Source organism: Paenibacillus sp. FSL R5-0475 (genome assembly GCF_038004585.1).
In the GTDB taxonomy this organism is placed as follows: Bacteria; Bacillota; Bacilli; order Paenibacillales; family Paenibacillaceae; genus Paenibacillus_AQ.
The window spans coordinates 532,918-558,971 of record NZ_JBBORK010000001.1 but is presented as its reverse complement, the minus strand read 5'-3'; the positions used below and the strand labels follow the sequence as shown (position 1 = coordinate 558,971).

The following is a 26,054-nucleotide window of genomic DNA, read 5'->3' as shown; positions in this document are numbered from 1 at the left end:
CCGCCTCCTTTCCGTTTGGTTGAATTTCACCGTGAGATTAGCGTGTTTAGTGTGTTACCCTAGCGCTAATACTCCGCAGGGATGAAACGAGCTAAATCAACGGTGATTTCACGTGTAAATACGTGTTGCTGCGTTTGGCTACCGAAACCCAAACGTTTATTTTTGTATCCGGATTGTAGTACTACCAGATTTCACTTACTTTTAGTAACCACTTGGGGGTCAGGCTGTTTTTCTTCTTACGAATGTATGATTTTGTATGTTTTCGTACATTCAAAACGTTGATTTACCTAGGTTTATGTGATACGATCATCATACGATAACGTAATCGTACATTCAAAGTACTATTATGTATAAAAAGGACGTGACAAAATGGACGATAAAAAAGCTATATACGATGTCCAACCTCTCAGAACACGCGGTGAAATTGAGGATATGAAACAGTCACTCCGTCGATGGTGTAGTGAGCGCGATCTACTCATGTTTGTTCTTGGAATCAATACGGGCCTTCGCGTATCGGATATAGTTACGCTCCAGGTTGCGGACGTCAAAGATAAGACGCACGTACGAATCGTCGAACAGAAAAGCAGTAAGGTTCGCAACGTCAACCTCAAGTCGATACAGCCGGAGATTACAGTGTATATACGTGGTATGAGCCCAGAAGACTGGTTGTTCCCTTCCCGTAAAGGCAGCGGCCACATCACGACAACACAAGCGTATAGAGCGCTCGTAAAGGCTGGCGAGATGATCGACCGTACGGATATCGGCACGCATACAATGCGCAAGACTTTCGGCTATCACCACTACAAACGCAATAAGGATGTAGCCGCACTGCAAGAGATATTCAACCACTCTGCGCCATCGATAACGAAGCGTTACATAGGCATCCGTCAGGACGAGATCGACGAGTCTCTCGAAGGGTTTAAGCTGTAAGAAGCGTAGGACACGTAGATAATGCGTGCCCTCTTCGGCGTTTCGAAAATTCTCGGAGGGCCACGCGCCAGGGCCGCCGTGCAGGAAATTCGCACCTAATCCGAAGATTTCCGCAGTCTCCTCCGCGTCTTCCTTCATATAATAGCGCCGACTACTTGCTCGTTTCGGATTGACGCTGGGTCAACGATGCTACCCGTAGTCTCAACGCTTCGATATCCGTTCCTTCTCCGTCCTTGTTCGTTACCTCGATGCTCTCCGTCAACACTCCGCCAACCTGCAGCGCCAGCTTAGCCATTGCTGCGTTACCGTCACGGATAGCAATGTCCGCCAATGATTGAAGCAGCTCCGGTAATCTTACGTCATTGTTACGCCGCAGTGCGCGTCTAAACTCCGCATCAAACATTGCATTCTTACGCCAGTTCTCCAGCGTACGCGAAGTTACACCACATAACTCTGCGATTTCCTCGTACGTCTTACCGCCCTTCTTTGGTTGCGCTAACCAGTCGATCGCGATTAACTGTTCCGCCGATAATGTGTTCGCCATTGTACCTCATTCCCTCCCGCATATTAGCGCTTCTAGAGCGCGTCCTTATCTTTATTCTAATGCGCCATCTTAGCGCCTTTATGAACGTGTATCTAACGGTAAAAATACACACTAAAATAGCGCTATTCCTACGCCCGAGCAAAGCGTAAGAATAGCGCTATCTATGTGCGTTGCATATCCGATTCTTAACGTAATACTAGCGCTTAACCTGTCCGATACATAGCGCTATACAGGCGAAGTAAACTCCGTTTATTAACATCCGCGCTATTCCTTGTCTTTGCCTACATGAGATTCTACTTTGATTAATCATCATGAATAGGTAAGAGTTCAGTCCTTTGCAAAACATATCTCAGTCACTACCGTTCCCTCGAAACTATCTTTATGCGCAAATAATCTATTAATAATATAAGCTCCGCGAGGATTCATGAGCGTAGCGAATTAATCCGATGCGGTAATGTTTTATAAGTTTTTATTATTAAGTATTAATAGCGTAAGTATATATACATCCCAATAAACGGGATTAGGTTATCCCGAAAACCGGGACGACTCATCCCGAAAAATGGGATTACCCTATAACCACGCCGTAATTTCATCATTACTCCAAGCACCTTGTGAAGCCTCCGTAGTCGCCGCAACCTCCAACCCCTCTACGCCTATCCCCAGCGTCGCCTTACGTTTAGCCTCGTGCTCTCGCGCCTCTGGAAACCGCGCGTAGAACGCTGCAGGCTCCGATATTGGCGCGTGTACTACATAGACGTCGTTATTCCAGCGTGGATGCCTGCGTACTGTTACGAGTCCGTACGCGACCAGAGCATCCTTATACCCTTTAACCGCGTTCTTTCCGCAGTTCATCGCCAGCGCAATGTCCTCCGTTGTTGGAAACGCGTAACCGTAGGTCGTGTTGTAGCGCGCCATTAGGTACATGTACAATAACGCGTGGTCCGCCTTGAACTTCGGCAGCCGTGTGTATAGCGTGAATATTGCGTTATGTACCATCGTAAAGTCCCGCGTAGGTTCAAACGGCTTCACACCCGACTGCTTTTCCATTCCCATTTGTTTGTCCTCCGTTTGTTTGGTTGAAATCCGCGATCGCCTGACGCAATTGCGTCGTATTATTAAAGAAGAAAACGTTGCGGCCTGGATATTTACGATTTTCCCCAACGCCCTTAAGTACGAAGCCGCTCATCATCAAGTGGCCTGCCACACGTTGTGACGTCACAACAAAGCGCTCACTCATTCGTTTTACCTCCATAGCCGTATAGGTTTACAACATTCAAATCATTTATTAAGTCTCGTGTCTCTCCGTTGTCTAATAGGAAATTGCCGTCGTCTGAAATTCCAACCACTTTATGTAGGGTCTTACCTTTCTCCCAATACTTCGGGCTCGTATGCGCAGCTTTTTTCCAACGCTCAGAAGCTTCTTTTTTGCTTTTAGCGTGAATGAAAATCGGCTCTCCTACGTGATTTATAAACGAGTACATCTTGTCCATTTCTGGGGACACACACCTCTTACCGCTTAGCCTTACATCGTACATAATCTCGTATATAAGTCCTCTCACGTCTTCACGCGAGAGGTTGTATAGTTGTTTTGGAGAGGTACTTTTCGATACCTGTATTGCGGCTTTTGTTAAAAACTTCTCAAATGACTCCTGCGATAGTTTTGACAGTTGTGGGTAATCAACCTCAGTCTTAACGTAGTGCTCGATATACAAGTATAAATACTCTACGTCTGCCATAATTTATACCTCCATTTGTTTGATTTAGTTAACGTAAGGACGTGACGGAGTATACCCGCAACATTCGTAACCTTATCGCTCTGTACTCTCTTAGTCCGCAGATCGCGTATAATGCAACCATGCGTCGTAAAATACGTCTCCCCTTATTGCCCGTAAAGTAAGGCAAAAGTCCACGTTTTAACATAAAATAAAGCGCATGCCGCCGGACTCTTCCGCCTTTTCTCCCTTTGGTTTATGCGTGGTTAAGCGGCAATCTGCACCCTCATTTCTTCCTTCGTAGTCTCTAGATATACATCCTTACGGATACATTTACGCGACCCTTTCCGTAATTAATTTTCGGATTCTTAATAGCCGCATTTTTACGGTTGTATACGATAATCCGGTCTTCTCCGCCGCATATTTCCGTGAGAGACGGTACTCCCCGTCCGGAAGCACGTGGTAGGCCGCGCAATCCCCTGCAGCCATGTCCGTTTCGACAATACCGATGAGCTCACGCAGGAAATCCGCCTGTTTACTGGATACGCGTCTATATACGTAATCTTCCGTAGAGTTAACGCCCAATATCGTTCGGATCGCTCCCTCATAAAAAGGCGCGATCATCCGCCGGCGCCCGTCTACGGTGACTCTCCGCATCCCTTTTCGGCGCGCTTGGGCTTCGTAGTAGCGCGTTAACAACGCCTTATTGACGTAGGTGACGATCTCCCTCGGACTACGGCTGACATCGGCGTATTTTAGCGCGTACTCTAGTGCGCCGACCATGTCCTCCATAACCTCCGCCCGTATACGCGTTTCTTCAATCACGGCTTCGCGTTCAGTACGATCCGCAACGTCTAGGGCGCGTTGGTACTGCGTAAATGAACTGCCGAATCCTTCTTCGCGGAATCTTCGCTCTATACGGCCGTTCTTTTCTCTTAGCCAGGCGGTAAATTCGGGAGTTAACGTGTACTCATAGCCGAAATCGTTATGGCGCACTGGTTTGAATGGGATGCGCATACGTAAGTCAAGCACCATTATGGATAAATAACGGTTAATCTCCGAGTGAGCCCATTCGGAGTCTTTACGTATATAGAACACGCGCTTGACGGCTTTCTCGCGGATCGCCTTTATCCGATAAGCGATATATTCCTCCGGGCTTGTTAGATTAATCGAAATGTCATGCGTGAAGTCCGTTTTATATCTGCGTGAAGTATTCGCTAGAAAATCTGTTTCGACGTCCTCAAGGATTACGTCGATTATGTGGCGATCGCCGGTCATTTGGTACGCGGTTACTGCCTGGATAAAATCCATCTGTATTCCTCCTCCGTTTGTTTATTAAAAAGAGGCACTATCAGATAGAAGGCGCCTCTTTTCGATCTGTCTATGCGTTCAGGTTTAAATTAAGCGTTATCGAGGAAGGCCGACGCGGTTCGAAAGTGATTACGTTATCCGGGACCACGCTACCCGCGAGCATGCGCTCAATATACGCAATACCTTCCGTCGTTACGCGAGAGTATGGACGCGCTACCCCGCCGGGAGACACATACGGTATTACTTCGAAATAGCGCGGAGTATACCGCTGATAAGGGAGTCCGTCTTGGCGGATCAACTTCCGGTCTCTTAGTGTGTCGCGTAACACTTTCGGTTTCATGCCGAGCAACTTCGCCACTTGATCGACCGTCATCGTCCCGTCTGCGTCAATGAACGTGTCGAATGCCTCGACCTTCGGTGTCATTGTTACGATTTGCGCTTCGGCCGCGAGGCGGGCTCTTCGTTCCTCCGCAAGCCGTGTGACCGTCTTTAGTAATAAGTCCGGATCATCGAGAAGCGCATCAGTCGCGTACATCCCCGTTTTCCGGATCGACGGGATTACTTCGTGCGTGATCCAGCGTTTGAAGGCACGCGCTTCCGGCTTGCGGCTACCGAGGATAAGCGAGTATAGTCCGGACTCATTCACAGTCTGTAGCGATTGCACTCCGCCAAGGGTGTCGGTTGAAGCTACACCCTTTTCGTCATCGTCCAACCTACCAAGCGCATCGCGGTTATTTGCTATTCCCAGTACCGCACATACGTCTTTCGCAACGAACCACGGCTCCCCTCCTACCATTACTGTCCTCACTTCCGCCGAGTCGTACGTAAACACTTTCGTTAGCTGATCCATAACGACGCCTCCTTTTGTTTGGTTGTATATAAACGACTAAGCCACGGAAGGTAGCCGAATCGGTATCTGATCCGCCACAACCCGAATCTCCCCACTATCATCCCGCACGTTAACGTCTTCACCCTCGCGTACTTTCCGTATTAGTAGAACACCGTCGGGGGTCACGCCCGTGTAACGCATAATGAACGGAGGTTCTGGCGTCTCCGTCACCTCAAACTCGTGGATAACGAAATACTTCGGGGTGAAACGGTGCAGCGGCAGACCTTTTTTACGCAGCACCTTGCGTCTATACAGAAACTCGCGCATAGTACGCTCGTCCCATCCGAGAGCTAGCGCAGTTTGTCCGAGCGTAAACGTCGCCGAGCCAAAACGTCCCACAACGCAGCGATTATCATTCATAATAGCGTCCTCCCTTATCGATAGTTTTATAGTTAAGCGGATAACCGCCCTCTATCTCTTCAACGGAATCGGAGGTCGCCCCGCACTCTTACGGCCTCAATCTGTATGGAACCGTCGAACTACTTGCCGCAAATTTTCCGAAAAATAAATACTTCTACGTGTATAGACAACGCTACGATTCTCTCCCGCACCATCTACGGAAAATAAAAATGCCTATACTAGAGATAGGGACACTAATCGCGCAAACTGGTACATGTGCCCTTCGGCAGTGTTTCTGTATACCATATATAGTTGTAGTAAGTAAAAATACCCCAACATATGGTGTTTGTAAACAAAAATAAATTTATGGGTATTTTTTGAAACCTATTGAACATATGTTCGTATTACTGTATTATAAAGGACAAGTAACCCCGGATGCCCCCGAAGCTACTCGTAGTAAAGGCGCCGCCATCCGCTATATGTTAACGTAGCTTTGGACGGCCAAGTCCAAACTTCAATGATTAGCGTAATAAAATCCGGCCACACATTGGACATTGGCGTGTCCTTTGGTGAGTGACCGGACGATCCGCAGACTATTGGCGTAATCTACGTTGTTATCTGAACTGTTAGCGCAGTTCGGTAAAGCAACCCGCATGACGGTCCGTCAGTTAGCGCTGACAGTACGGGAGGTCTGGTGCATTGTGCACCAGAGTAGGTAAACGAAAAAATTGCGTTCAGTCCGCGTGGCGATTCCTACGGTTGCAGCCGCAGGACACGGACGTTCTCCTAGCGTTGGCGGCGCAATCAATACTAATTGTCTTCTCCGGCGTAGTGTTGACGCACAAACGTCCATCATCGAATTTAACCTAACCGTACACCCACGGGATTGAGCTTAATTTCCGCCCACTTATCGTTAACTTCGCGGATGTACAGTCGGCGGCGGTCTTTACGGGCGAGTCTACGGTCCCATTTCATCGGTTATCACCTCCTTTATAGAATTGCGCGAATTCATCTTCTCCGGCGTTCGAGCGCCCTCGGTGAAGGTAAAATCATTAGGCGATTATAGCGAGCAAATTATCTTTTACTACCGTCTTAACTGGCGTGATGCGGAATCCAAGCAATTCGAGCTGAGCAAGCGATGCGAATTGCGTTCCGCCGGCCGACCGCCGATCTGTCCCAGGAAAAACATGGAGGAAGGCACTCGGCGATAAGACGCGTTGCTGACGACGGGACCCTCTGTTTTTTGGCAGCGTGACAATGTAGTTTCCTCTACGGATGTCCACGCAATAACCAATCTCCTGTATGCGCGGTAATTTAATAAATCGTTCAGTTGATTTGGGTTTTTCTACTAATTGTTCGACTGTAACGTTAAAACCGATTTGACGAAGTTGTCTCGACGTCACCAATAGTTCCCCACTCATTAATCGAAGTTTAGAGCGACGAAAGACAGCGACAGCTACCGACCAGTCAATAAGCGCGCGCTGAATGCCTATAACATCATTTGCAAAGGTAAAGGACACCCGACCGCCCTTGCTTCCGCAGCGTAGATATTTAATTGTGAATAAAGCTGTGTTGTCAATTGTGGTGCTGATGTCATTGAGTATTTTAACTAGCTGCATATGCGAGGTCCTCCGTTTCTGTAGGAGGAATGATGAATCCGATATCTTCTGCGATTGCGCGTGTAACCGGTAAGCTGCCGATAACAGCTCTTTCGGAAACACCAGTAATGCGTTGAAATGCACGAGCGTTGATTACAAGTTCTTGCGGGGTATTGAGAAGGGAGACGATAATATTACCGTAAGGACCGGGCTTGTACGTGACCCAGGCAATAGGGATGCTAGCGTTGAGCTGCCGAGTCTGTGCTGGCGTGACCGTGATCTCGCCATACATTTTGCGGAGACTTACCTGTGGGAATATAGCCGTAAACGTAGGTAAAATAATAAGGGCGCCCTGACCTGCCTGCACGTCTCCCGACGATAGCGCTACGCGAACACCTTCGTCACACCGTATGAAATTTAGCTTAGTCGTCATTACTTTTAACCTCCAATATGTGTATGATAGCGGTAATCCGCGACGGATACCTCAAATATGAGGGCTCCGTTTCAACCCACACCGCTGCAGGTCCAAGGCGCAAAAGCGCTCATCAGGCGGTCTATATCGTCACCCCCAATTCCAGCAACGGCGCGGCAACCAAATCGCGTACGAGGAACTCCAACGCGGTCATGCTTGTCCACTTTTTAACCAGCGCCGGTATTACGTCAGCAGCCGCGCCGGTCACGTTCTCTGCAATGATCACGCCAGCGTCTTCGTTGCCTCCTGCGTAAATATCCGGATCACCTTCGCTTTGGCGGACTTCCTGCGCCCATAGTTGGCTATCAGATACAAAGAGTGCGCGGTCCTCGCCGATGAGGAAAGCCGGTAGCGGTTCATACTGCGGTTCCTCGTCATCAGCGTCATACATATAGATCAGCGTGATAGGCTTAGTGTTAATTACGCGCCCTCCTTACTGCGTCGGACCAACTTGGATAAAAGTTCGATGGCCGACATTTCCGTTATGCGATCGAAAAACGTTACATCGTCTACCGGTAAATCGAAGCCGACTGCGCCTGGGCCTCCGGTTGTTAGATATTCGCCGCTGACGTAGTTAACACGCTCAAGGATAACAGTGCGGTACTCAGCGTCGATATAAAACGCATGGTTATTGTCAACAAGGACGCCCGGATATTCGTAGCGCTCTAATTCTTCGTTCCTATCGTACAGTTCAGTCACAACGGTGATTTTAGACATTAGCGTAATCCCTCCGTGTTATAGAAGTAGTTCCTTTATGATAATTGCGGTGAGAGTGACGATGGCCTTTACTAACGGCCAAATAGCGTATTTAAGCATAGAACGCCGACTGCGTATGGCGCTCCTAGAAAGGCTGCGGCTTGGGTACGAGGAAACGTCTATAGTAGCGGGTACGATTGTAACAAGATTAGGCATTTTTGAAACCTCCTATATATTTTTACGTACTAAATGTTTAACTTCATGTACATATAGTATGCTATCAAAAACATATTGTCAACACTTAATAAACAAAATGTTCGCGTTATTGTACTTTCTGTTCGAGAAATATAGAATTGAGGTATAGATATTTAGGAGGAATACATATGAAACTTCGTCCAAGCTATAAGCCGATGGAGATCACACTTATACGGAGAGACAAGACGAAAACGTATCTTCGAAATACATTAGGTTTGTCTCCTGCAACTATTGCTAAGATGTCCAACGGGGAGTTTGTTGCGCTCAGTGTAATCGCGCGTATTTGTGAGGATTTGGATTGTAAGATCGAGGAAGTTGTTGAGTTTGTAGAGGACACGAGCATGGTCAACGCCGAGCGTTAAGACCACCGCAAATTAGCCGTTCTGCCATCGTACCCTAGCGCTAATACTCCGGAAGGGTTAGCGCGGCTAATTCAACGGTAAACCAACGATAATATAACGACGAAAAGCGCCCGATCCGTAAAAGGACCGAGCGCTTATTTTTATATAACATTTAAACAAGTATATATCTGATACTAGTTTTCGTAACCGTTTAATACAAATGTTCACCGGATTAATAATTCGCCTCTATTTACCACTAAGATATTCCTGAACATCAATTCTTTTTTCGTTATACTTATCATTCTCAGTTAGTGTTATAACCTCATCCATAACAGACTTGGTATACTCAGATTCCTCTAGTTTGATTAAGTTTAAACCAGCTAAGTAGAAATAGTTAATATAATTCAATGTATTATCTTTATACGCATCCTCCAAATTTTCGTATAGAAGCTGCTCAAGCGCGTACTGTCTTACATCACTAATCTCCGAATCTGTCGGGATTGGATATCCGACATCCTTAAAAAAAGAGAGATCCTTAGAAGGTGAAGTAACTGCGGATTTAAATTTTAGTCCGTCCAACTCTTCCTCTAAGTGCTCTTTGTAGCCAGACAGTATATATACAGTAGATTCTTTAAATTCTTTCAATAATTCTTGCTCTGTCTCATGATGTTCGGTTAAAACCTCCTGAAGTCTATCTATATCATCCTTTTCCACTAAACTGCTTGCGATATTGTCAATCCCTTTTGCTAAAGAGTTGAGTATGTATGAATAACTTTGGCACTCCGATGCTAAGATCGTAGACTTTATAACTGACGCCGTGAACGCTGCGTCGGTCCCTTTAAAATCACTTATAGTCAAGTCTAAATAAGTTTTCGCCCGGTCTATGTTACCTAGATTCAACTGGTCCGCAGCAAGTCTAAGCGGCTCCGGTATTGCATTGCTCTCCACTTTTGTTTCCTTGATCGATGGGCTGTGAACAATGGTAGTTTCAGTAGGCAACGCTGTCTGCTTCACTGTATCCCCAGATTGGGCAGTAGTCGTATTATCGGACTTATCGCAACCTGAAACTGCTATAAACGATGTTAGAAGTAATACTATAAGACTGTTTTTATTATACAATATATGCCACCTCCACTCCTAAATATACCATATATCTACAATTAAGGACATTAGAACTATCGATAGTCAAACGTAATACTGAAAATCATAGTTAATTAGACCTGATTTTGAGTTTTCTCAGTCAGCCGTTAAACTTCCGCGCCAATTCCTTGGAAGGAACTAGCGCTAATCTAGCGAATATTAACATAAAGCAACGTAGAAAGGCGGCCATTATGCGAATTTTGGTAACAGACATCGAATTATTTGCAGCGGCACTGGTGCAGGCTCGCGTTACTGTGCGTGCAGTGGACGGAAGTATCGCAGATTATGGTGGTGCGATCGAAAAGTATACGCCAAATGCTGTTCGCATCGACGGTACTTACTATATGCGCGAAGTTTACCTATTTGAAATTAAGGAGAATTAGACATTGGAAACAATGCTCAATGAACGCATCGATGATCTTATGGCTGAGCTCATGACAACCGAAGAAGCTTCTGCCCTCTGGAATTTAAGCCAGGACCACCTTAAGCGCTTATGTTCATCTGGAAAAGTTGTGGCTAGAAAGAAAGGTAAGACCTGGCTTATTCTCAGGGAGCAACTTAACCCGTCACAAAAAGAGGCTAAGAACGATGTTCTTTAAACGATAAACTCAGTAAATACCGGACTCCGCAACATACCTGCGCGAGCAATTTCGGATTTTTACGTGTGCTCTTATCTGTAAGGATCGCTAAAAAGAGCGCCAGTTCCACGGATTTTTCCTCCGTTTTCCTGGCGCTCCCTGTTGTGTCTGACGAGAAATAAGCGTACAATAGCGTTGAATAAATACAGCGGAGTGATAGCCGGAATCTTTGGTCGGATGGTCGGTTATCTTAACTCCGCTTTTTTCTGTCAATAACTAATACCAATGAAGCGAATGATATCATTAACGTTAAAGCTTCGTTTATAGTCAACATCTTTCTCACCTCCTCTCACTAGCGTGAATCTTCGTTGTTACTTGAAACCTGCGCTTGTTCCAGCGAACATAATTCGATAATACTGTAGTACTTCATGTTAAGCACTTACAAAAGTTGGGAGGTCGCTGGCGTAAAGGAGATTGCGCCAAGGGCAGCGTTCGACGGTCGTGAGAAGATTTCGTGATTAATAGAGTTCATATATTCTCCTCCTTTTGTGCAGACTAATTGTGAAAACGCTGCACTTAACTTCCCCAACGTCCTGGGTATTCTTTTCTATATAACGGTTCACAAAGATCAAAGACGACCTGCATGTCTGTGACAGCCTTTTCTAGCAAAACGGCGGCCTTCACATGTTCATGGGTTAGTTCTTTAGCGTAATTTGTAAATAACCTCGCCTGAGGAAAGAGCATAGTTTCCTCCATCTTTCTGTATACCGAAAAGAAGTCTCGAGCTACAGCAATAAACATACTACGAGCCTCATCCTCCAGAGTATCTTCGTACACCTCATCATCGTAAATTATATCTTCACTCGCCCCTTCTTCTAGATCGAAAGAAACAGTATCTAGTAATTCCTTAGTTGGGAAGAGTATGACGTTTTTATTTGATTTCTTCACTTTTGTTACGCTCTCCGGTAATATATCAGGTAAATCCCAAAGAGCGTTCTTTATTAAGCTTTGGTCAATATCATAACTACTTATCATGCTTCTTTCCACTTGCTTCCATAATTCTGATTGTTTTACTCCCTGTGGGCAGAACCGTAGAACGTTAAGCGCAGCACTTCGAACTTCATCGTGAGTAGGTCTTTCCAATGTATCCACCTCGCAGAAAAGATAATATAGTCTTTCTTCTACCCACATATTAATTCTATAAAATGGCAATGTCAAGAGTATTTAGGAATCAAGCAACACAATGCGCAACCTCATCCGCTAAGTGCGTCTCCTACACGATGCCCCAATTCGGTAGATATCCGATCTCAACGCGCTTCCTCACACATTGACTACCCTCGTACACTGTGCGGGTAGTATGCAGTTTTTTGTGCGTATCATTAGGTTTTCTTACCTCCCGACTTTTCCGCTAGTGCGGTAACCATTATTTTTATCTCTTCTAAACTCTTGCTCATTACCTCAATCTCAGGAGGTACTGGCTCACTGTTAAAAGTATAATCGTCAGACATAACATCTAAAGTCCTTCTTATTCTACGAAGTTCATCTCTAATAGCTTTCCATTCTACTTTTGAAATGGTAGGTGCTTCAGCGTGAATGGCAAGACACCTTAAATACGCAGGGATGGTAACCCCGACTATCTCCGATCTTAATTGCAATTGAGTGTGTTCCTCGTCACTTAGACGAATTGGAATCATATTATTTCTCTTTCTATTTTCGCTTCCCATTCGATGTACCTCTTTTTATCTAGTTTTGATATCTTAAAGATACACCCAATTTTTGTTTACGCCAAACAACTTATTTTGGCTATCCGCCTATAAAAACTCCGCCAACTCCTCCGCCGTCATCCCGCGATACACTTTCACTACCGCTGACCCCACATGCTCATTCCGTTTCTCTTTTGACATCACTTGTTCCATGTTTCTCGGCAGCATGCACGTTAAGCAGCGCTGCAAATTGCTAAGTCCGTGTGTAAATCGCGACCTTCGATCTTCTTAGCTTCCGTTGTCATCCGTTGGCACCTCCGATTATATAATTGATGATTACGCATCGCACCCGCCAAATTCGGCGATTACGCTGTCCAGACGTAGTTGAGGTGATTTCGGAAAATCCGCGCATATGTACGGTTTATGCGACACATCTGTCGTATGAACATAACAATTGATCGTTTTTTCGTACATTTAGCGTAGTGAACGATTTTACGTTTATCTCGCGATTTCTACGTCTTACTCTATAATTCTTACCTTTTTAATTATCGCTCCTTTTCGAATGACACCTCCGATAATAATTGGTAAATAAATGCGTGTAAAACGCCAAATTAGACGAATTAGTATTACTAAAAGACTTACTGTAAAAGGGGGAGCGAATGTACGTGAATACGTACGAAACCTTACAGAACCATATGAATAATAAAATCGTTCGTCAGCTACCGTTTATATATGTTTTGAGAAGGTCTTCAAAATATGTTATTTTCCGCACGAACTCCTATTCCCTCCTGTTATCTACGCCGCTCTTACGTTTTCATATTCCCTGCTGTATTTGAATAATGTGACCGCATCCCGCCAGCTTTACGCTTGAAGGAGTGAATTATCGTACAGCCATCGATTGAACTCGCGGATGCTCTCTAGTTACTGTACCATTAGGCAACGCCACATTTTCATGGGAATGACTCAACTCCAATAGTGTCAGTTTTAGTCTAGCGTTTTAGAATCCGCGCATTTATATATGTTGCCTACATGAAATACATCCTCGACTGTGCTCCATGACTACTCTCTCGTTGTTAACTTTAATACTTCGGCGCATTTAGTTATTGATAGGCTCGGGTTCGTCCCGGTTTTGGACGGACACGTAAGGTCAAAGGCCCTCGTCACTACGTTCCTCACCGTAGCCTGTCGGCTCCGAGCTATCAATTTAGCACTTCAAAGGTGCTAAAACTCCGAAAAAAGCCTTATGTAGCAAGGGTTTGCGGCGTTTTCCCTTAAAGGAGAGTATCAAGAGAATAACGAATGGAGTAGCGCCACCTGCACGTTAATTAATCTGCTCCATAATACACAAGCGCCAACCTCCGAAGAGATCTACGCTTGTCTTACTTTTTATAAACGTTCCAATGGCGGCGGAACTAGAAATATACAATGTGTAGCGTGACGCATTCGCATGGTAGGTGCACCGTGAACCTACCATCGGGGTTAGGGACACGCTGTCCCCGACCTCACGCAGACTCAGGTTCAATGTGAACCTAACCTCGAACTCTCCTGTATGGTGAATGAGACTTGCCCGTGAGGACTCCGTGAAATGCGGACCCCTACGAGGACTGAGACGTAGTTCACGATGAACCATCGTTTGGATGACTGGGTGGCTCACCTACTCATCGGAGCCAAGACGCATGTGCACGTTGAACACGCGTTTGATCCCTGAAAACTCAGGAGCTGTCGGTAACAAAGCACTGGTTCAGCGTGAACTATTGCTCGGGACAGCGCGTCCCAACCATAACGTTCCGCTAAGCTGACGGAACGACTGAGGTTCATCTTGAACTAGAGTCCTGACCAAAGTTGACACAAACTATTTAGTTTACAAACACAAGGTATTGGGTTATTTTCATCTAACGAAAGCAATTAATGCGCGGGCTAGTGTTTAGCCGGCGTATTTTTTCTGCTAAATAACGAAAAGGGGCGGATAACGTGAGCGGACAAAATGAGCTTATCCTTACGGAGAGTCGGTACATGCGAGATGAGTACGTGTTTAAGGATAGCGTTCTAGACAGGGTTAAGGCGGTTCCTGTGCTAGTTGGGAGCTTGGAGGTGACTATGGAGATGGCGGCGACCTTCTACGATGTAGGTAGGGACGCGGTAGAATCAATCATCCGAAGAAACCGAGCGGAGTTCAACGAGTACGCAGAACTTAGAATTCTAAGAGGTAAGTCTTTGGCTGAATTTAAGACTCTCCGTCAAGCTGACGGAGACTTTAAAGGTGTTCCTTCTATCACTCTAATTACCAGGCGCGGCCTTCTTCGCATCGGAATGCTGCTCACTGAATCCGAAGTCGCACGCTCGGTCCGCAACTACCTGCTCAACGTTGAAGAAATCGCAAGTAAAGAACAGCGCGCATGGTCGATGGAGCGCGAGATATCTAAACGGGAGCGCCGGCGGTTAACTGACGCGGTCCAGGTGTTCGGAGACGGGAACCCCTTCGTATACGCTAATTATACGAATCTAGTGTACCGCGTATTGTTTGATACGGATGCGCCTGGACTTCGCAAATTGTACGGACTCGACCCCGATGATAATATCCGCGATGCGTTCAGTACGGAGGACCTGCGCAGCGTAGTCGACGTTGAAACAGCCATAAGCTCGCTGCTGCGCCTCGGATATGGATATCGGGAGATTCGCGACGAGTTGCTCGGACGGTCGGGTAACTTCCGGAGAGATGCCGCGTAAAGCGGTCACGCCTTTAACTAGAACGCAAATAAGCGCCCGACCCCGTTATGATCCGGAGCCGAGCGCTTATTTGTTATGCTAACGTTTTGTTTTACGGGGTCTCTCCGCTTTACTAATAACGGCGTTGATCGGCGAAAACTCATCGTGATTCTTTTTAACGTTTTTATTCGATAGGTGCGTATAGTGGGTAGTCATGCGGCTGTCTGCGTGGCCGAGGATCACCTGAAGATGATGTTGTGCGCCTCCCTCCTCAAGGAACAGCGTAGCCCCTGAGTGGCGAAGTAAATGCGGATAGACTCGCTTTTCTATGCCCGCTCTGTCTGCGTATTTCTTGAGCTGGTGGCGGAAATGGTTCGGGACTAGTCGATCTCCATAGTTATTGAGGAAAATGTACTCGCTATCAAATTCCGTAGTCTCGCGTATTAAATCCTGTAACAACTTAGCTGTCCGTTTCGTGATCGGAACAACGCGAGCCTTGCGGGACTTCGTAATTTCGCGGCGTAACGAAGCGTAGCAGGCGGTCAGGTCAACATCAGTCTTTTTCAGAGATAGCGCCTCGTCAACGCGAAACATCCCGTCAATTAATAAATTCAACACCACGTAATCCCTAAACTCGTTGTATTTGCGCTGATTTGGCGCGTGTATGAGACGACTCAACTCATCTGCCGTAAGAACGTCAATGTCCCGACCGATATCTTGAACATTTTTTAAATAGACGAACGGGTCCGCCTCAATGACATCCTCATCCTTTAAAAATTTAAACATCGTTTTCATATTCTTGACTCGGGTATTAATTGACTTTGGCAAAAGACCCACTGTCCGCGCCGACTCTGGAACGTTGCACTTTTCGCTAAATCTCGGTTTCTCATCACGGAGCCAGATGATGTACTCGCGGCCCGTTTCAATAGTAATGTTGCGGATATCTTTTATTATCCCACGCATATCCAAGAACTCGCAGAAGTATCCGTAGTTCTGCTCGTAAGTCTTAAGCGTGTTAGCAGCTCGTCCTTCCGACTTCTTCGCTTGGTAATAATAGTCGAATAAGTAGTCGAGGGAATAGCGTAACCGCTCTGATGTCCGTTCATTCTTAACTGCGCGACCCTTACGTTTATCTCCGCTCAAACTAAAAAACCCCTCCCGTATTATTACGGAAAAGAGCCGATTGTATAACGCATATCTTCGTTTTATTGGAGCGTATATCTGCGCATGTCAGCGCACAGTCAACGTTACAGTCACCGTACAAAATACGGAGTAATTTGCGGGATTTTGCCGAGGGCGCTGCCAGCGATGCGCTCTCCCAGCTGAGCTATGGCCCCAAACGTAATTTTCAGATGTATGTAATCACACATTCTAAAATTCAGTTCGGTGTATTTAAGTCATTCTGACAAATCCAAGCGCCGTAGGCGACTCCTATATAATATAAAAAATCGCCTTCGCTGTCAACACTTTTTTTAGTCATTAGACTAGCCACAACTCTACAATCTGTCCAGATCCCCAGTGCTCTTAGATAGCAGACCCTTCAGTTCCTTCATAAACATGTTAATGTCCTTAAACTGGCGGTATACGGAAGCAAAGCGAACGTAGGCGACTTCATCTACTGGATAGAGCTGCTCCATAACCAACTCACCGATCTGTTGGCTCTCCACCTCAGCTACGGCGATACCGCGTAGGGATTTCTCTACCTCAGATACGATCTTCTCTAGACGTTCTACAGAGACGGGGCGTTTCTCGCAAGCACGGATAAGACCACGCAGTATTTTATCACGGCTGAACTCCTCGCGGCTGCCGTCTTTTTTGATCACGATTAACGGTGTTTCCTCGATCATTTCAAAGGTTGTAAACCGTTTGCTGCAACGCTCACATTCACGCCTGCGGCGGATTGACTTATTCTCATTCGCTGGTCGCGAGTCGAGCACTTTAGTATTTGTGTGATCGCAGTAAGGGCATTTCATAAGCTTCATCACTTCCTATTACATAATGTTTTTAGTCCCGGTATGTTAAACATCCGGCTTTTAAAGGGCTAATTCATTTTTTCCAGAAATCACCGTTTTTTTATTGTAATGATTATGGCAAGTCCGGCACATAATACAGTTACCAACAGAGGAGGTGAACAGCAATGAGCCAAAACAACAGCTCCAATAACCTTGTAGCTCCAAATTCCCGTGGTGCTTTGGAACAACTTAAATATGAAGTTGCCCAAGAACTCGGAATCACGCTTTCCCCAGATGGTTACCAAGGCAATAAAACTTCTTATGAAAATGGTTCGATCGGTGGTTACATCACTAAACGTCTTGTAACCCTGGCAGAACAACAATTGGCAGGTCAATACAAATAACCTGTCCACATAAGCTTACTGAAGAAGTATTAAACGATCGCAAGATCGTTTAATGCTTCTTTTTATACATAACACGGTTTTAGAATTCGTTGTAAATATCCGTGTACTGATCATAGTAATAGTTGACGCGCTGTACATAATGGCGGGTTTCACCAAACGGAATATCCTTAATCGTAGCATCCGTTCCATCCCAGATCCCCTCATCCAGCCATTTTTGAACTTTACCCGGTCCAGCATTATATGCAGCGATAACCGCTGTACGTTTACCTTCGAATTGACGGGATAATGTTGAAAGATACCAGGTACCTAGTTCAATATTTGCTGATGGTTCATGCTTTAGCTCCTCCATAGAAACATCAGGAAGCTTGGCCTTTTCAAGGGCCCATTTGGCGGTATCCGGCATAAGCTGCATTAAACCTATAGCACCTTTTCTGGATTCTCGTCCAGTTTTGAAGTTCGTTTCCACTCGGATAATCGAAGCCACTAGAAATGGGTCAATATCGTACGTAACGCTGTGCTTACGGATCTCATCTTTATAATGGATCGGATAAAACCAGGACATCCAGTTCGTACTCAGAAACAATATCGCAGTAAAACCAATGAATAACAGAAGAAGGACTCTTTTTTTACGTAACCATTTCATGATAAGCCCAGCCTGTCCCAAAGAACAGCAACCTGTTGCTCAGTGTGCGCAAGTTCGCCACTGTTGTCAATGATATAGTCCGCTTTGTTACGCTTCGCTTCAATATCCATCTGTGCATTTAAGCGTGCTTCTGCTTGTTCTATAGAAAATCCGTTACGTTCCATTAATCGAGCGATTTGCACTTCACGAGGCACGTAGACCACCAGTATTTCATGGAACATGTTCTCGAGTCCTGATTCGAAAAGAAGAGGGATATCCACAATTGTTAACTTCTTTGGATCTTCTTCCTCCATGCTGTTCATACGTTCTTTAATCTCCCGCCGGATTGCGGGATGCGTCAGATTGTTCAGGGCTTGCAGGGCCGCCGGGTCTTGAAATACAATGTCCCCCAGCTTGCCCCTATTCAGTGTGCCATCCGAAGAGAGGATCTCGCTTCCGAATTGTTTCACAGCCGCAGCCAGCACCTCATGACCGGGGAGCATAACTTCTCTGGCGATCACATCCGCGTCAACCAGCCTCGCTCCCTTGCTCACAAGCAGTGCGGACACCGTGCTTTTTCCGGATGCAATGCCTCCGGTTAAGCCAATAATCATGTACTCACCTCATAATAGCTTCAGTATTCCCATTGTAATTAATAATAACGCGGGTAGTGCAGCAGCATGCTTCATCCAGTAGTTCCCGGCGAATCTTAATCCAGTCTTCATGCCCAGCAATAGAAATGTACCACTAAACAGAGCAATTGTAAGTGATGTCCATATCGGATTGAACCCCAGCAATGCTGCGCCAAGTCCAGCTCCAAAAGCATCTAGAGAGAGGGCAATCCCGAGCAGCATAGCCTCCATCGAAGAAATACTCCCGGAATCATCCATATCTGCAGAAGACGGAGTACGTAAGATCTGTACAACAATCCCCAATCGTCGTAACTCAAGGGAAAAGACAGCCGACTTTGCCTGCTCAGGAGCCATGGTAACCTGTTCTACAACATCTTCAGTATCAACAGCTTCCTCTGCCCGAGCTTCTATGGATAGCACATTTTCTTCACTACCTACTTTACGCTCACCTGTCTGTTCCTTCTCTTTCTGCATTAACATCTGGACGAGCGACCAGCACCCCATTAGCACGAGTATAACAGCGCCAACCTCAGAAGCTGCATGTGGAGACACTACCTTGGCAAGCAGTACACCCACTTGCATAGATACACAGATAACTACCCCCGAACAAAGCGAGATAATCAGAATGGAGAGCAATGGTATTTTCATTTTACGCAGTCCATATGTAATACCAACGCCAAAACCATCCAAACTCAAAGCAAAAGCTAGTAATATTAGTGAAAAAAATGGGCTGAGCACCCGCAATCCCTCCTGTGAAGAACCGGAACACTGAAGAATACACTTCATTCAGCTTCCGTTCTCTATTAAGCATTCTTCACACAGTATATGGGCGGGACAAGTAGTGGGTGCCAACCTAATTACTTCTTCAGTTTTCAACCTTACGCTGACAGCTTGGACAATAATGCGTGCCGCGGCCACCTACAACCGTTTTCTCAATCATCGTTCCACAGTGGTTACACGGCTGATCTTTACGACCGTAAATCAACAGCTGTTGCTGATAAGTGCCGCTCTCACCTTGACCATTCACATATGATTTTACAGACGAACCACCAGCGTTTACCGCTTCCGTCAGCGTACTGACAATAGCGTGATGCAGCTGATCAAGTTGCTCATCCGAAAGATCTTTGGCGCTGACTTCAGGATGTATCCCTGCACGATGTAACGACTCATCTACATAAATATTACCTATGCCGACGATATATTCCTGATTCAGCAGCAGCGATTTAATTTTTGTGCTTTTGCCTGATACAATCTGCTTAAACCTCTCCGGCGTAAAGGATGGCTCCAGCGGCTCCTGTCCTAGCTTATTAAGAGGAGGCAGCTGGAGGTCTTCACCAATCTGAAAAAGATGCATTGTACCAAACTGACGAACATCCGTGTAACGCAGCTCAGTGCCATCGGTAAAATGGAATATCACATGCGTATGCTTGTCCAGTGGATCTTCGTTCGAAAAAAGTCCGTAACGGCCCTCCATCCGTAAATGAGATACCAGCACCAAACCGTCTAACACGATGCGCAAAAATTTCCCTCTTCGTTCAACATTAACAATGCTATGACCTGCGAGCAGGTTGGCAAAAGCCTGAATATCATCCGGCCGCTGAATAATCCGGGCCAACCGGACGGTTACACTCTCTATCTGCTTTCCATTAATTAAATCATTCAGTGTTCTCTTGACTGTCTCTACTTCCGGTAATTCCGGCATGATGTCTTCACCTCAACTACATTATAGCTGATATGCACACCTTAAAGGGAGCCTATTTCGCTTCGTACCAGTTGCTACCAAAACTTACCTCTGCTTTAAGCGGCACCGATAACTGCAATGCTCCACCCATTACTTCCGGCAAAAGCGTCTTCATGAGCTCCATTTCATCCTCTGGCACCTCGAATACAAGCTCATCGTGTACCTGAAGCAACATACGGCTCTTTAGCCCACGCTCAAATAGCGCCTTGTCCATATGCACCATCGCCAGCTTAATAATATCAGCGGCAGTTCCTTGTATAGGTGTGTTCATTGCTGTACGTTCCGCAAAAGAACGCAGATTAAAGTTCTTGGCATTAATCTCAGGCAAGTAACGACGGCGTTCCAGCAGCGTGGTTACATAACCATGTTTCCTTGCATCAACTACGATATCATCCATATATCGACGTACACCTTGGTATACCTCGAAATACTGCTCAATAAATTGAGCGGCTTCTTTGCGAGGAATATTCAAGTTCTGCGACAGACCATAATCACTGATTCCGTACACGATACCAAAGTTAACGGCTTTAGCAGCACGACGCATATTGCTATCAACCTGATCGGCGGTAACTCCAAATACATCCATCGCTGTCTTCGTGTGAATATCCATATCATGGAGAAAAGCTTCCTTCATCCGCTCATCACCGGAGATGTGCGCAAGTACCCGTAGTTCAATCTGCGAATAGTCCGCCGCCAGAATGGACCAGCCCGGTTCGGATGGAACAAACACTTTACGGATTTTACGTCCTTCTTCTAAGCGGATTGGAATGTTCTGCAGGTTCGGAAATTGGCTGCTAAGACGTCCTGTCGCAGCAATCGTCTGCCGATAGAATGTATGCACCTTCCCTGTTTTCGGGGAAATTTCCTTGAGCAGCCCCTCTACATAGGTGGATTGCAATTTAGCAATCGTGCGATATTGTAGAATCAAACGTACCACATCGTGATACGGTGCTAACTTTTCCAGCACCTCTGCGTCTGTTGAATATCCGGTCTTCGTCTTCTTGACGACAGGAAGACCCAGTTTTACAAATAAGATCTCGCCCAACTGCTTTGGTGAATTCAAATTAAACTCTGTGCCACAAATTTCATAAATTTCGGTGACCAGCTTGGAAATCTGAGCTTCGAATTCTTTTCCTAACTCTTTAAGATCCCCTTCGTTGACTGCAATCCCCTGTTTCTCCATATCCGCAAGAATACGTGATAATGGCATTTCGAGATCCTCGAACAGTCCGGTCATCGCCGTTTCAATCAATTCCTGCTGTTGTTTCTGTGCGATGCCAAGTACCGCAGCACTCTTACGTGCGACATGATTTCCTAAGATTTCAAGCTCAGGAATCTTATATTTGGCGCCTTTACCAAATACATCTTCATCAGGTGACAATCTTGGCAAGCCGTATTTCGTAGCGAGATCGTTTAGGTTCTGATTAGCTTCCGTCGGATCCAGCAAATAAGCCGCCAGCTGCACATCATGGGCTGCACCTGCAAAAGCAATCCCCTGCCAATGCAGTGCCAAATCAGCACGGTGAAGATCATATCCGCTCTTCGGAGCCTTCTCATCTCCTAACCAGTCGCGTAGCTTCGCAGCCGCTGGTTTCTGTAGTAATTCAAACGGCACATAATAATGTCGCTCCAGAGTAGATAGCCCTACCCCGATCACCTCGGCACGATGCGGATTATCCCCATTGGATTCTACATGCAGTGCCGAAATACTAGGGAGCGCTTCATTTAGCGCCTCAAGTTCATCTTCACTCACGATCGAAATATCGAGTGTAGCAGCTTCTACTTCCGCTGCACTCTCTTCTCCATCAGCTACTGGAGCATAGGCACTAAGTGACAACCTTTCCAGAAGTGATTTGAATTCTAATTTTGCGAGTGCGGGTCCTGCTGTATCCGCAGAAATTCCGTTAAAGATCATATCTTCCCACGAATGCTCAAGAGGCACTTCACGATAGATGGTTGCCAGTTTCTTACTCATGACAGCGTCTTCCGCGTGAGCTTCCAGCTTTTCTTTCATTTTACCTTTAAGCTCACCGGTGCCAGCTAATACACCTTCAACCGATCCGAATTGATGCAGCAGCTTGAGCGCTGTTTTCTCACCAACACCCGGAACGCCCGGAATGTTATCACTCGCATCACCCATCAGTCCCTTAAGGTCGATGATCTGCTCGGGTGTTAAATCATATTTCTCACGAATTTGTTCTGGTCCATAAAGCTCAACCTCAGTAACTCCTTTGCGGATCAACGCAACGGTCGTATGTTCGGAAGCCAATTGAAGCATATCCTTGTCTCCCGACACGATCATAACCTTCCGGCCTGCTTCATCTGCTTGGCGAGAAATGGTTCCAATAATATCATCGGCCTCATAATTGCCAATTTCAAACTGCGGTACACCCAGATTTCTGAGCAAATCTTTCAGCAGTGGGAACTGCTCGGAGAGCTCGGGAGGTGTCTTTTGCCGACCGCCTTTATAATCCTCATAACCTTCATGCCGGAATGTGACTTTCCCTGCATCGAAGGCAACAATCATATGTGTCGGCTTGTGTTCTTCAATTAAACGGAGCAGCATCGTTGTGAAACCGTACACCGCGTTCGTCTGTTGCCCTGCTGTATTCGTTAGCGGGGGCATCGCGAAGAATGCGCGGTAAATAATATTATTTCCATCTATAAGTATCAACTTGTCCATAGTGCACCTCGCCTTTTTCATGCTTACTTCTTACATCTTAACATATGGCCTGTCCAAGTAGAAACGGCTATACAACAAGTAGCCGTCCTAATATAAGGACGGCTACTCAATTTACCTAAAAATAAACAAAAGATGTGAAGGTGCAAGTAATGGAGGAGAGGTTTGGAACTGTAGGAGCAGAGCGCCCGCCTTTGTCTCTGGATTTACACCACTAAAGGTGGTTAAAATAAAATAAATCTGGAGACAACAGCGGCCGAAAGTCCAAACACTCTCTGTAATTACCAGCCACTGAACATCTTTTGCAAAACACTACTCATTCAAATCTGGACGACTACCGGTAACCAGGTAAACTACGCTTTCACCAATGTTAGTAGCGTGATCGCCAATCCGTTCGATATAACGGCCTACCAGTGTCAATAACATAGCTTGGGATACTGTCTCCGGCTTTGTTACCATATAAGAATACAACTCATTGATCATCGCACCATACAATTGATCGACCTGATCATCATCCTGTGCCATTTTATAAGCCAGATCAGTGTTCTCATCCAGGTAAGACTGGATCGCCTCATCGATCATAATTGTCACGATTTCAGCCATACGAGGAATGTCTACAAGGGGCTTAATCAACTGTTGGCCTTGAAGACGCATGGTCGCCTTAGCTACATCAATCGCCAGATCCCCCATGCGTTCCAAATCGCTTGATATTTTGAAGGCAACGATAATGCGGCGCAAATCCTTAGCTACGGGCTGCTGCGTAATAATTAAGCGTGAGCCAATTTCCATGATTTTATCTTCCATGGCATTCAGCTGTAAATCCGCTTCAACGACTTCCTGTGCGAGCGTTGTATCTAGATTTTGTAATGCATTAATTGCACCTTCAAGAGCATCCTTAACATGCTCACCCATCTGCTGCAGCAGACTGCGCAGCTCTTCCAAGTCTTTATCAAATTCTTTTCTGCGAATCATAATAAGAGCGATCCTCCTCATTAACGTATGGTCAGCTTGCCATTTCCAGGGACGAACACCCTTTTAAATCTGATCAGCCGAAACGTCCGGAAATATAATCTTCAGTGCGGGAATCTTTAGGGTTCGAGAAAAGCACCTCTGTGTCCGCCGCCTCTACAATTACACCATTTAAGAAAAACACGGTTCGACCGGATACACGTGCGGCCTGATGCATGTTATGAGTTACCATAACAATGGTATACTCACTTCTTAATTCCTGAACAAGCTCTTCTATCTTGAGAGTGGATACAGGATCGAGCGCAGAGGTTGCCTCATCCATTAGCAGAATATCAGGCTGTACTGCTAACGCTCTAGCAATACAAAGCCGCTGCTGCTGTCCACCAGACAAGCTAAGGGCAGATTTCTTCAGAAAATCTTTCACTTCCTCCCATAGGGCGGAGTGACGCAAGCTTTTTTCTACGATCTCATCCAGTTCACTTTTGGAACGGATGCCGTGTAAACGGGGACCGTAAGCTACATTGTCGTAAATCGACTTAGGAAAAGGATTCGGCTGTTGAAACACCATACCGACCTGCTTACGCAGGCTTTCCACCTCTACCTCATCACTATAAATATTTTTGCCACCGATGTTTACAGTTCCTTCTATACGTGTGCCAGGAATCATATCATTCATACGATTCAATGTGCGAAGCAACGTGGATTTCCCGCAACCGGAAGGTCCAATAAAAGCGGTAACCTGTTTCTCCGGGATTTGCAGATTCACATTCTTCAGTGCGTGGAACGACTCATAGTAGAGATCAAGATTCTCTATGTCAATGATGGATTTCATTAGTGTTTACGTCTCCTTCTCATCATCTTCGATCTCCATGATAAGCTTTTAGTGTAAATACAGTTGGAGAGAAATGTTAACGCAATGTAAAATCAGTGAGATGAATGGGTCCACATCACAGTATTTCCCCAGAAGCCAACTAGTACTCCGAGCATTTCTTATTTATGAAAAGTATAGAAAAAATAGAACTCCAGTCACTCTAAATGACCGGAGCTCTTTTTTTATTAACCACTAATTTATAGCCTACGCCTCGAATCGAATCGATATGAACGGATTCTGGATCCAGCTCAAGCTTTTTACGAAGTGAACTTACATGCACGTCCACCGTACGCTGCCCACCAATATAATCAAAGCCCCATACAGCATTCATGAGATCATCTCTCGTCAACACAACTCCTGGCTTACGAGCCAAATATAATAGCACTTCGAACTCTTTAGGCCGCAAGTTAATACTATGACCACCGAGGGAGACTTCATATCTCTCAGGGTAAATCTCTAATTGACCTAAGATAATGGTAGAAGCAGAGATAGGTGTTTCTGTCGGTGCTTCCTCAGCAAGTCCAGAAATCCTCCGAAGTACAGCACTTACTCTAGCGAGCAGTTCAGAGACGCCGAATGGTTTGGTTATATAATCATCAGCACCTGATTTCAGCCCTCTAACAACATCTTCTTCCGCATTTTTGGCGGTCAACACAATAATAGGTGTACGGATACCTTGTCCACGCAATTTATCAAGGATGTCAATGCCATTCATACCTGGCAACATCAGATCTAATACGATCAAGTCAAAAGGTTCCCTCGTCGCACGATCATATCCTGCCGTACCATGATCCTCTACTGTTACCTCGTAACCTTCCTGCGTTAAGTTATAGGACAGCAGCCGGGCCAGTGTCGGTTCGTCTTCAATGACAAGCAATCGTTGAGCCATAGGTTCCCCCGTCTTCCATATAGTTTGATTTTTACAAAGCAACAACAAAACAATCATATCACCACAATGTTAACTTGGTG

The 26,054-nt window shown here is 45.8% G+C and carries 31 protein-coding genes; 6 read left to right on the top strand and 25 right to left on the bottom strand.

What is annotated here, in order from left to right:
* Positions 1–369: 369 nt before the first annotated feature.
* On the top strand, positions 370–930 hold the full coding sequence (locus tag MKX41_RS02285; RefSeq protein ID WP_340968440.1) for a tyrosine-type recombinase/integrase: 561 nt from the start codon (positions 370–372) through the stop codon (positions 928–930).
* A gap of 151 nt (positions 931–1,081) precedes the next feature.
* Here MKX41_RS02285 and MKX41_RS02280 read toward each other — a convergent pair whose 3' ends face one another.
* The 11 genes from MKX41_RS02280 to MKX41_RS02230 form a co-directional block, all read right to left on the bottom strand.
* Positions 1,082–1,474 (bottom strand): helix-turn-helix domain-containing protein, encoded by a 393-nt coding sequence (locus MKX41_RS02280; RefSeq protein WP_340968439.1) that lies wholly within the window; start codon positions 1,472–1,474, stop codon positions 1,082–1,084.
* A 570-nt stretch (positions 1,475–2,044) separates the two neighbouring features.
* Entirely contained in the window at positions 2,045–2,470 is a 426-nt protein-coding gene (locus MKX41_RS02275; RefSeq protein WP_340974797.1) for a helix-turn-helix domain-containing protein, read from the bottom strand.
* A 19-nt stretch (positions 2,471–2,489) separates the two neighbouring features.
* Complete coding sequence (locus MKX41_RS02270; RefSeq protein ID WP_340968437.1) at positions 2,490–2,711, bottom strand: DUF5659 domain-containing protein; 222 nt, start codon at positions 2,709–2,711, stop codon at positions 2,490–2,492.
* On the bottom strand, positions 2,704–3,210 hold the full coding sequence (locus tag MKX41_RS02265) for a hypothetical protein (protein ID WP_340968436.1): 507 nt from the start codon (positions 3,208–3,210) through the stop codon (positions 2,704–2,706). Before MKX41_RS02265 ends, MKX41_RS02270 begins: the two co-directional genes overlap by 8 nt.
* A 309-nt stretch (positions 3,211–3,519) precedes the next feature.
* The gene (locus tag MKX41_RS02260; RefSeq protein WP_340968434.1) at positions 3,520–4,284 is read right to left on the bottom strand and encodes a hypothetical protein; all 765 of its coding nucleotides are present in this window, start codon (positions 4,282–4,284) and stop codon (positions 3,520–3,522) included.
* Positions 4,285–4,567: 283 nt separating this feature from the next.
* Entirely contained in the window at positions 4,568–5,347 is a 780-nt protein-coding gene (locus MKX41_RS02255; protein ID WP_340968433.1) for a BRO family protein, read from the bottom strand.
* A gap of 36 nt (positions 5,348–5,383) precedes the next feature.
* The gene (locus tag MKX41_RS02250) at positions 5,384–5,653 is read right to left on the bottom strand and encodes a hypothetical protein (RefSeq protein WP_340968432.1); all 270 of its coding nucleotides are present in this window, start codon (positions 5,651–5,653) and stop codon (positions 5,384–5,386) included.
* Positions 5,654–6,777: 1,124 nt separating this feature from the next.
* Positions 6,778–7,344: a hypothetical protein gene (locus tag MKX41_RS02245; RefSeq protein ID WP_340968431.1), complete on the bottom strand. Its 567-nt coding sequence runs from the start codon at positions 7,342–7,344 to the stop codon at positions 6,778–6,780.
* Positions 7,331–7,756 carry a hypothetical protein gene (locus MKX41_RS02240; protein ID WP_340968430.1) on the bottom strand — a complete coding sequence of 142 codons (426 nt, stop codon included), beginning with the start codon at positions 7,754–7,756 and terminating at the stop codon, positions 7,331–7,333. Before MKX41_RS02240 ends, MKX41_RS02245 begins: the two co-directional genes overlap by 14 nt.
* A gap of 121 nt (positions 7,757–7,877) precedes the next feature.
* A complete protein-coding gene (locus MKX41_RS02235) occupies positions 7,878–8,186 on the bottom strand; it encodes a hypothetical protein (protein ID WP_340968429.1) in 309 nt (102 codons plus the stop codon).
* A 29-nt stretch (positions 8,187–8,215) separates the two neighbouring features.
* Entirely contained in the window at positions 8,216–8,512 is a 297-nt protein-coding gene (locus MKX41_RS02230) for a hypothetical protein (RefSeq protein ID WP_340968428.1), read from the bottom strand.
* Between the two features lie 362 nt (positions 8,513–8,874).
* On the opposite strand from MKX41_RS02230, the gene MKX41_RS02225 reads away from it, so the two are divergent.
* On the top strand, positions 8,875–9,108 hold the full coding sequence (locus MKX41_RS02225) for a helix-turn-helix domain-containing protein (protein WP_340968425.1): 234 nt from the start codon (positions 8,875–8,877) through the stop codon (positions 9,106–9,108).
* A gap of 225 nt (positions 9,109–9,333) precedes the next feature.
* Here the strand turns inward: MKX41_RS02225 and MKX41_RS02220 are convergent, their stop codons facing one another.
* Positions 9,334–10,206 carry a hypothetical protein gene (locus MKX41_RS02220; protein WP_340968424.1) on the bottom strand — a complete coding sequence of 291 codons (873 nt, stop codon included), beginning with the start codon at positions 10,204–10,206 and terminating at the stop codon, positions 9,334–9,336.
* A gap of 212 nt (positions 10,207–10,418) precedes the next feature.
* On the opposite strand from MKX41_RS02220, the gene MKX41_RS02215 reads away from it, so the two are divergent.
* Positions 10,419–10,610 carry a hypothetical protein gene (locus MKX41_RS02215; protein WP_340968422.1) on the top strand — a complete coding sequence of 64 codons (192 nt, stop codon included), beginning with the start codon at positions 10,419–10,421 and terminating at the stop codon, positions 10,608–10,610.
* Between the two features lie 12 nt (positions 10,611–10,622).
* Positions 10,623–10,826, top strand: a complete 204-nt coding sequence (locus tag MKX41_RS02210; RefSeq protein ID WP_340974795.1) for a helix-turn-helix domain-containing protein — start codon at positions 10,623–10,625, stop codon at positions 10,824–10,826.
* A 229-nt stretch (positions 10,827–11,055) separates the two neighbouring features.
* On the opposite strand, the gene MKX41_RS32265 is transcribed toward MKX41_RS02210, so the two are convergent.
* From MKX41_RS32265 to MKX41_RS02200, 3 genes are all read right to left on the bottom strand, one after another.
* The gene (locus MKX41_RS32265; protein WP_405132629.1) at positions 11,056–11,139 is read right to left on the bottom strand and encodes a putative holin-like toxin; all 84 of its coding nucleotides are present in this window, start codon (positions 11,137–11,139) and stop codon (positions 11,056–11,058) included.
* A gap of 242 nt (positions 11,140–11,381) precedes the next feature.
* Positions 11,382–11,948 (bottom strand): hypothetical protein, encoded by a 567-nt coding sequence (locus MKX41_RS02205; protein WP_340968420.1) that lies wholly within the window; start codon positions 11,946–11,948, stop codon positions 11,382–11,384.
* A 236-nt stretch (positions 11,949–12,184) separates the two neighbouring features.
* A complete protein-coding gene (locus tag MKX41_RS02200; RefSeq protein WP_340968419.1) occupies positions 12,185–12,529 on the bottom strand; it encodes a plasmid mobilization protein in 345 nt (114 codons plus the stop codon).
* Between the two features lie 1,992 nt (positions 12,530–14,521).
* On the opposite strand from MKX41_RS02200, the gene MKX41_RS02195 reads away from it, so the two are divergent.
* Positions 14,522–15,235 (top strand): hypothetical protein, encoded by a 714-nt coding sequence (locus MKX41_RS02195; protein ID WP_340968418.1) that lies wholly within the window; start codon positions 14,522–14,524, stop codon positions 15,233–15,235.
* Between the two features lie 78 nt (positions 15,236–15,313).
* On the opposite strand, the gene MKX41_RS02190 is transcribed toward MKX41_RS02195, so the two are convergent.
* Positions 15,314–16,357: a tyrosine-type recombinase/integrase gene (locus tag MKX41_RS02190; RefSeq protein ID WP_340968417.1), complete on the bottom strand. Its 1,044-nt coding sequence runs from the start codon at positions 16,355–16,357 to the stop codon at positions 15,314–15,316.
* Between the two features lie 353 nt (positions 16,358–16,710).
* Positions 16,711–17,187, bottom strand: coding sequence for a transcriptional regulator NrdR (gene nrdR, locus MKX41_RS02185; RefSeq protein ID WP_042126015.1), 477 nt, complete (start codon positions 17,185–17,187; stop codon positions 16,711–16,713).
* 164 nt (positions 17,188–17,351) lie between these two features.
* Between nrdR and MKX41_RS02180 the strand changes: the two genes are divergently transcribed.
* Complete coding sequence (locus MKX41_RS02180; protein ID WP_042126012.1) at positions 17,352–17,570, top strand: alpha/beta-type small acid-soluble spore protein; 219 nt, start codon at positions 17,352–17,354, stop codon at positions 17,568–17,570.
* Between the two features lie 79 nt (positions 17,571–17,649).
* Here MKX41_RS02180 and MKX41_RS02175 read toward each other — a convergent pair whose 3' ends face one another.
* From MKX41_RS02175 to MKX41_RS02140, 8 genes are all read right to left on the bottom strand, one after another.
* A complete protein-coding gene (locus tag MKX41_RS02175) occupies positions 17,650–18,213 on the bottom strand; it encodes a lytic transglycosylase domain-containing protein (RefSeq protein WP_076283312.1) in 564 nt (187 codons plus the stop codon).
* Positions 18,210–18,806, bottom strand: a complete 597-nt coding sequence (gene coaE / locus MKX41_RS02170; RefSeq protein WP_340968415.1) for a dephospho-CoA kinase — start codon at positions 18,804–18,806, stop codon at positions 18,210–18,212. Before coaE ends, MKX41_RS02175 begins: the two co-directional genes overlap by 4 nt.
* Positions 18,807–18,815: 9 nt before the next feature.
* The gene (locus tag MKX41_RS02165) at positions 18,816–19,562 is read right to left on the bottom strand and encodes an MntP/YtaF family protein (protein ID WP_340968413.1); all 747 of its coding nucleotides are present in this window, start codon (positions 19,560–19,562) and stop codon (positions 18,816–18,818) included.
* A gap of 127 nt (positions 19,563–19,689) precedes the next feature.
* On the bottom strand, positions 19,690–20,526 hold the full coding sequence (gene mutM, locus MKX41_RS02160) for a DNA-formamidopyrimidine glycosylase (RefSeq protein WP_340968411.1): 837 nt from the start codon (positions 20,524–20,526) through the stop codon (positions 19,690–19,692).
* Positions 20,527–20,578: 52 nt separating this feature from the next.
* Positions 20,579–23,248 (bottom strand): DNA polymerase I, encoded by a 2,670-nt coding sequence (polA, locus tag MKX41_RS02155; protein ID WP_339269981.1) that lies wholly within the window; start codon positions 23,246–23,248, stop codon positions 20,579–20,581.
* A 309-nt stretch (positions 23,249–23,557) separates the two neighbouring features.
* Positions 23,558–24,217, bottom strand: a complete 660-nt coding sequence (gene phoU, locus MKX41_RS02150) for a phosphate signaling complex protein PhoU (protein WP_042186547.1) — start codon at positions 24,215–24,217, stop codon at positions 23,558–23,560.
* A 73-nt stretch (positions 24,218–24,290) separates the two neighbouring features.
* Positions 24,291–25,046, bottom strand: coding sequence for a phosphate ABC transporter ATP-binding protein PstB (pstB, locus tag MKX41_RS02145; protein ID WP_042186541.1), 756 nt, complete (start codon positions 25,044–25,046; stop codon positions 24,291–24,293).
* 199 nt (positions 25,047–25,245) lie between these two features.
* A complete protein-coding gene (locus tag MKX41_RS02140) occupies positions 25,246–25,974 on the bottom strand; it encodes a response regulator transcription factor (protein ID WP_042125998.1) in 729 nt (242 codons plus the stop codon).
* Between the last annotated feature and the right edge of the window lie 80 nt (positions 25,975–26,054).

Bases quoted from the DNA above. Each gene is read 5' to 3' on its own strand.
- MKX41_RS02285 (WP_340968440.1), top strand. From the start codon at position 370: ATGGACGATAAAAAAGCTATATACGATGTCCAACCTCTCAGAACACGC.
- MKX41_RS02280 (WP_340968439.1), bottom strand. From the start codon at position 1,474: ATGGCGAACACATTATCGGCGGAACAGTTAATCGCGATCGACTGGTTA.
- MKX41_RS02275 (WP_340974797.1), bottom strand. From the start codon at position 2,470: ATGGTACATAACGCAATATTCACGCTATACACACGGCTGCCGAAGTTC.
- MKX41_RS02270 (WP_340968437.1), bottom strand. From the start codon at position 2,711: ATGAGTGAGCGCTTTGTTGTGACGTCACAACGTGTGGCAGGCCACTTG.
- MKX41_RS02265 (WP_340968436.1), bottom strand. From the start codon at position 3,210: ATGGCAGACGTAGAGTATTTATACTTGTATATCGAGCACTACGTTAAG.
- MKX41_RS02255 (WP_340968433.1), bottom strand. From the start codon at position 5,347: ATGGATCAGCTAACGAAAGTGTTTACGTACGACTCGGCGGAAGTGAGG.
- MKX41_RS02250 (WP_340968432.1), bottom strand. From the start codon at position 5,653: ATGCGCGAGTTTCTGTATAGACGCAAGGTGCTGCGTAAAAAAGGTCTG.
- MKX41_RS02245 (WP_340968431.1), bottom strand. From the start codon at position 7,344: ATGCAGCTAGTTAAAATACTCAATGACATCAGCACCACAATTGACAAC.
- MKX41_RS02240 (WP_340968430.1), bottom strand. From the start codon at position 7,756: ATGACGACTAAGCTAAATTTCATACGGTGTGACGAAGGTGTTCGCGTA.
- MKX41_RS02235 (WP_340968429.1), bottom strand. From the start codon at position 8,186: ATGTATGACGCTGATGACGAGGAACCGCAGTATGAACCGCTACCGGCT.
- MKX41_RS02230 (WP_340968428.1), bottom strand. From the start codon at position 8,512: ATGTCTAAAATCACCGTTGTGACTGAACTGTACGATAGGAACGAAGAA.
- MKX41_RS02225 (WP_340968425.1), top strand. From the start codon at position 8,875: ATGAAACTTCGTCCAAGCTATAAGCCGATGGAGATCACACTTATACGG.
- MKX41_RS02215 (WP_340968422.1), top strand. From the start codon at position 10,419: ATGCGAATTTTGGTAACAGACATCGAATTATTTGCAGCGGCACTGGTG.
- MKX41_RS02210 (WP_340974795.1), top strand. From the start codon at position 10,623: ATGCTCAATGAACGCATCGATGATCTTATGGCTGAGCTCATGACAACC.
- MKX41_RS32265 (WP_405132629.1), bottom strand. From the start codon at position 11,139: ATGTTGACTATAAACGAAGCTTTAACGTTAATGATATCATTCGCTTCA.
- MKX41_RS02200 (WP_340968419.1), bottom strand. From the start codon at position 12,529: ATGGGAAGCGAAAATAGAAAGAGAAATAATATGATTCCAATTCGTCTA.
- MKX41_RS02195 (WP_340968418.1), top strand. From the start codon at position 14,522: ATGCGAGATGAGTACGTGTTTAAGGATAGCGTTCTAGACAGGGTTAAG.
- nrdR (WP_042126015.1), bottom strand. From the start codon at position 17,187: ATGAAATGCCCTTACTGCGATCACACAAATACTAAAGTGCTCGACTCG.
- MKX41_RS02180 (WP_042126012.1), top strand. From the start codon at position 17,352: ATGAGCCAAAACAACAGCTCCAATAACCTTGTAGCTCCAAATTCCCGT.
- MKX41_RS02175 (WP_076283312.1), bottom strand. From the start codon at position 18,213: ATGAAATGGTTACGTAAAAAAAGAGTCCTTCTTCTGTTATTCATTGGT.
- coaE (WP_340968415.1), bottom strand. From the start codon at position 18,806: ATGATTATTGGCTTAACCGGAGGCATTGCATCCGGAAAAAGCACGGTG.
- mutM (WP_340968411.1), bottom strand. From the start codon at position 20,526: ATGCCGGAATTACCGGAAGTAGAGACAGTCAAGAGAACACTGAATGAT.
- polA (WP_339269981.1), bottom strand. From the start codon at position 23,248: ATGGACAAGTTGATACTTATAGATGGAAATAATATTATTTACCGCGCA.
- phoU (WP_042186547.1), bottom strand. From the start codon at position 24,217: ATGATTCGCAGAAAAGAATTTGATAAAGACTTGGAAGAGCTGCGCAGT.
- pstB (WP_042186541.1), bottom strand. From the start codon at position 25,046: ATGAAATCCATCATTGACATAGAGAATCTTGATCTCTACTATGAGTCG.
- MKX41_RS02140 (WP_042125998.1), bottom strand. From the start codon at position 25,974: ATGGCTCAACGATTGCTTGTCATTGAAGACGAACCGACACTGGCCCGG.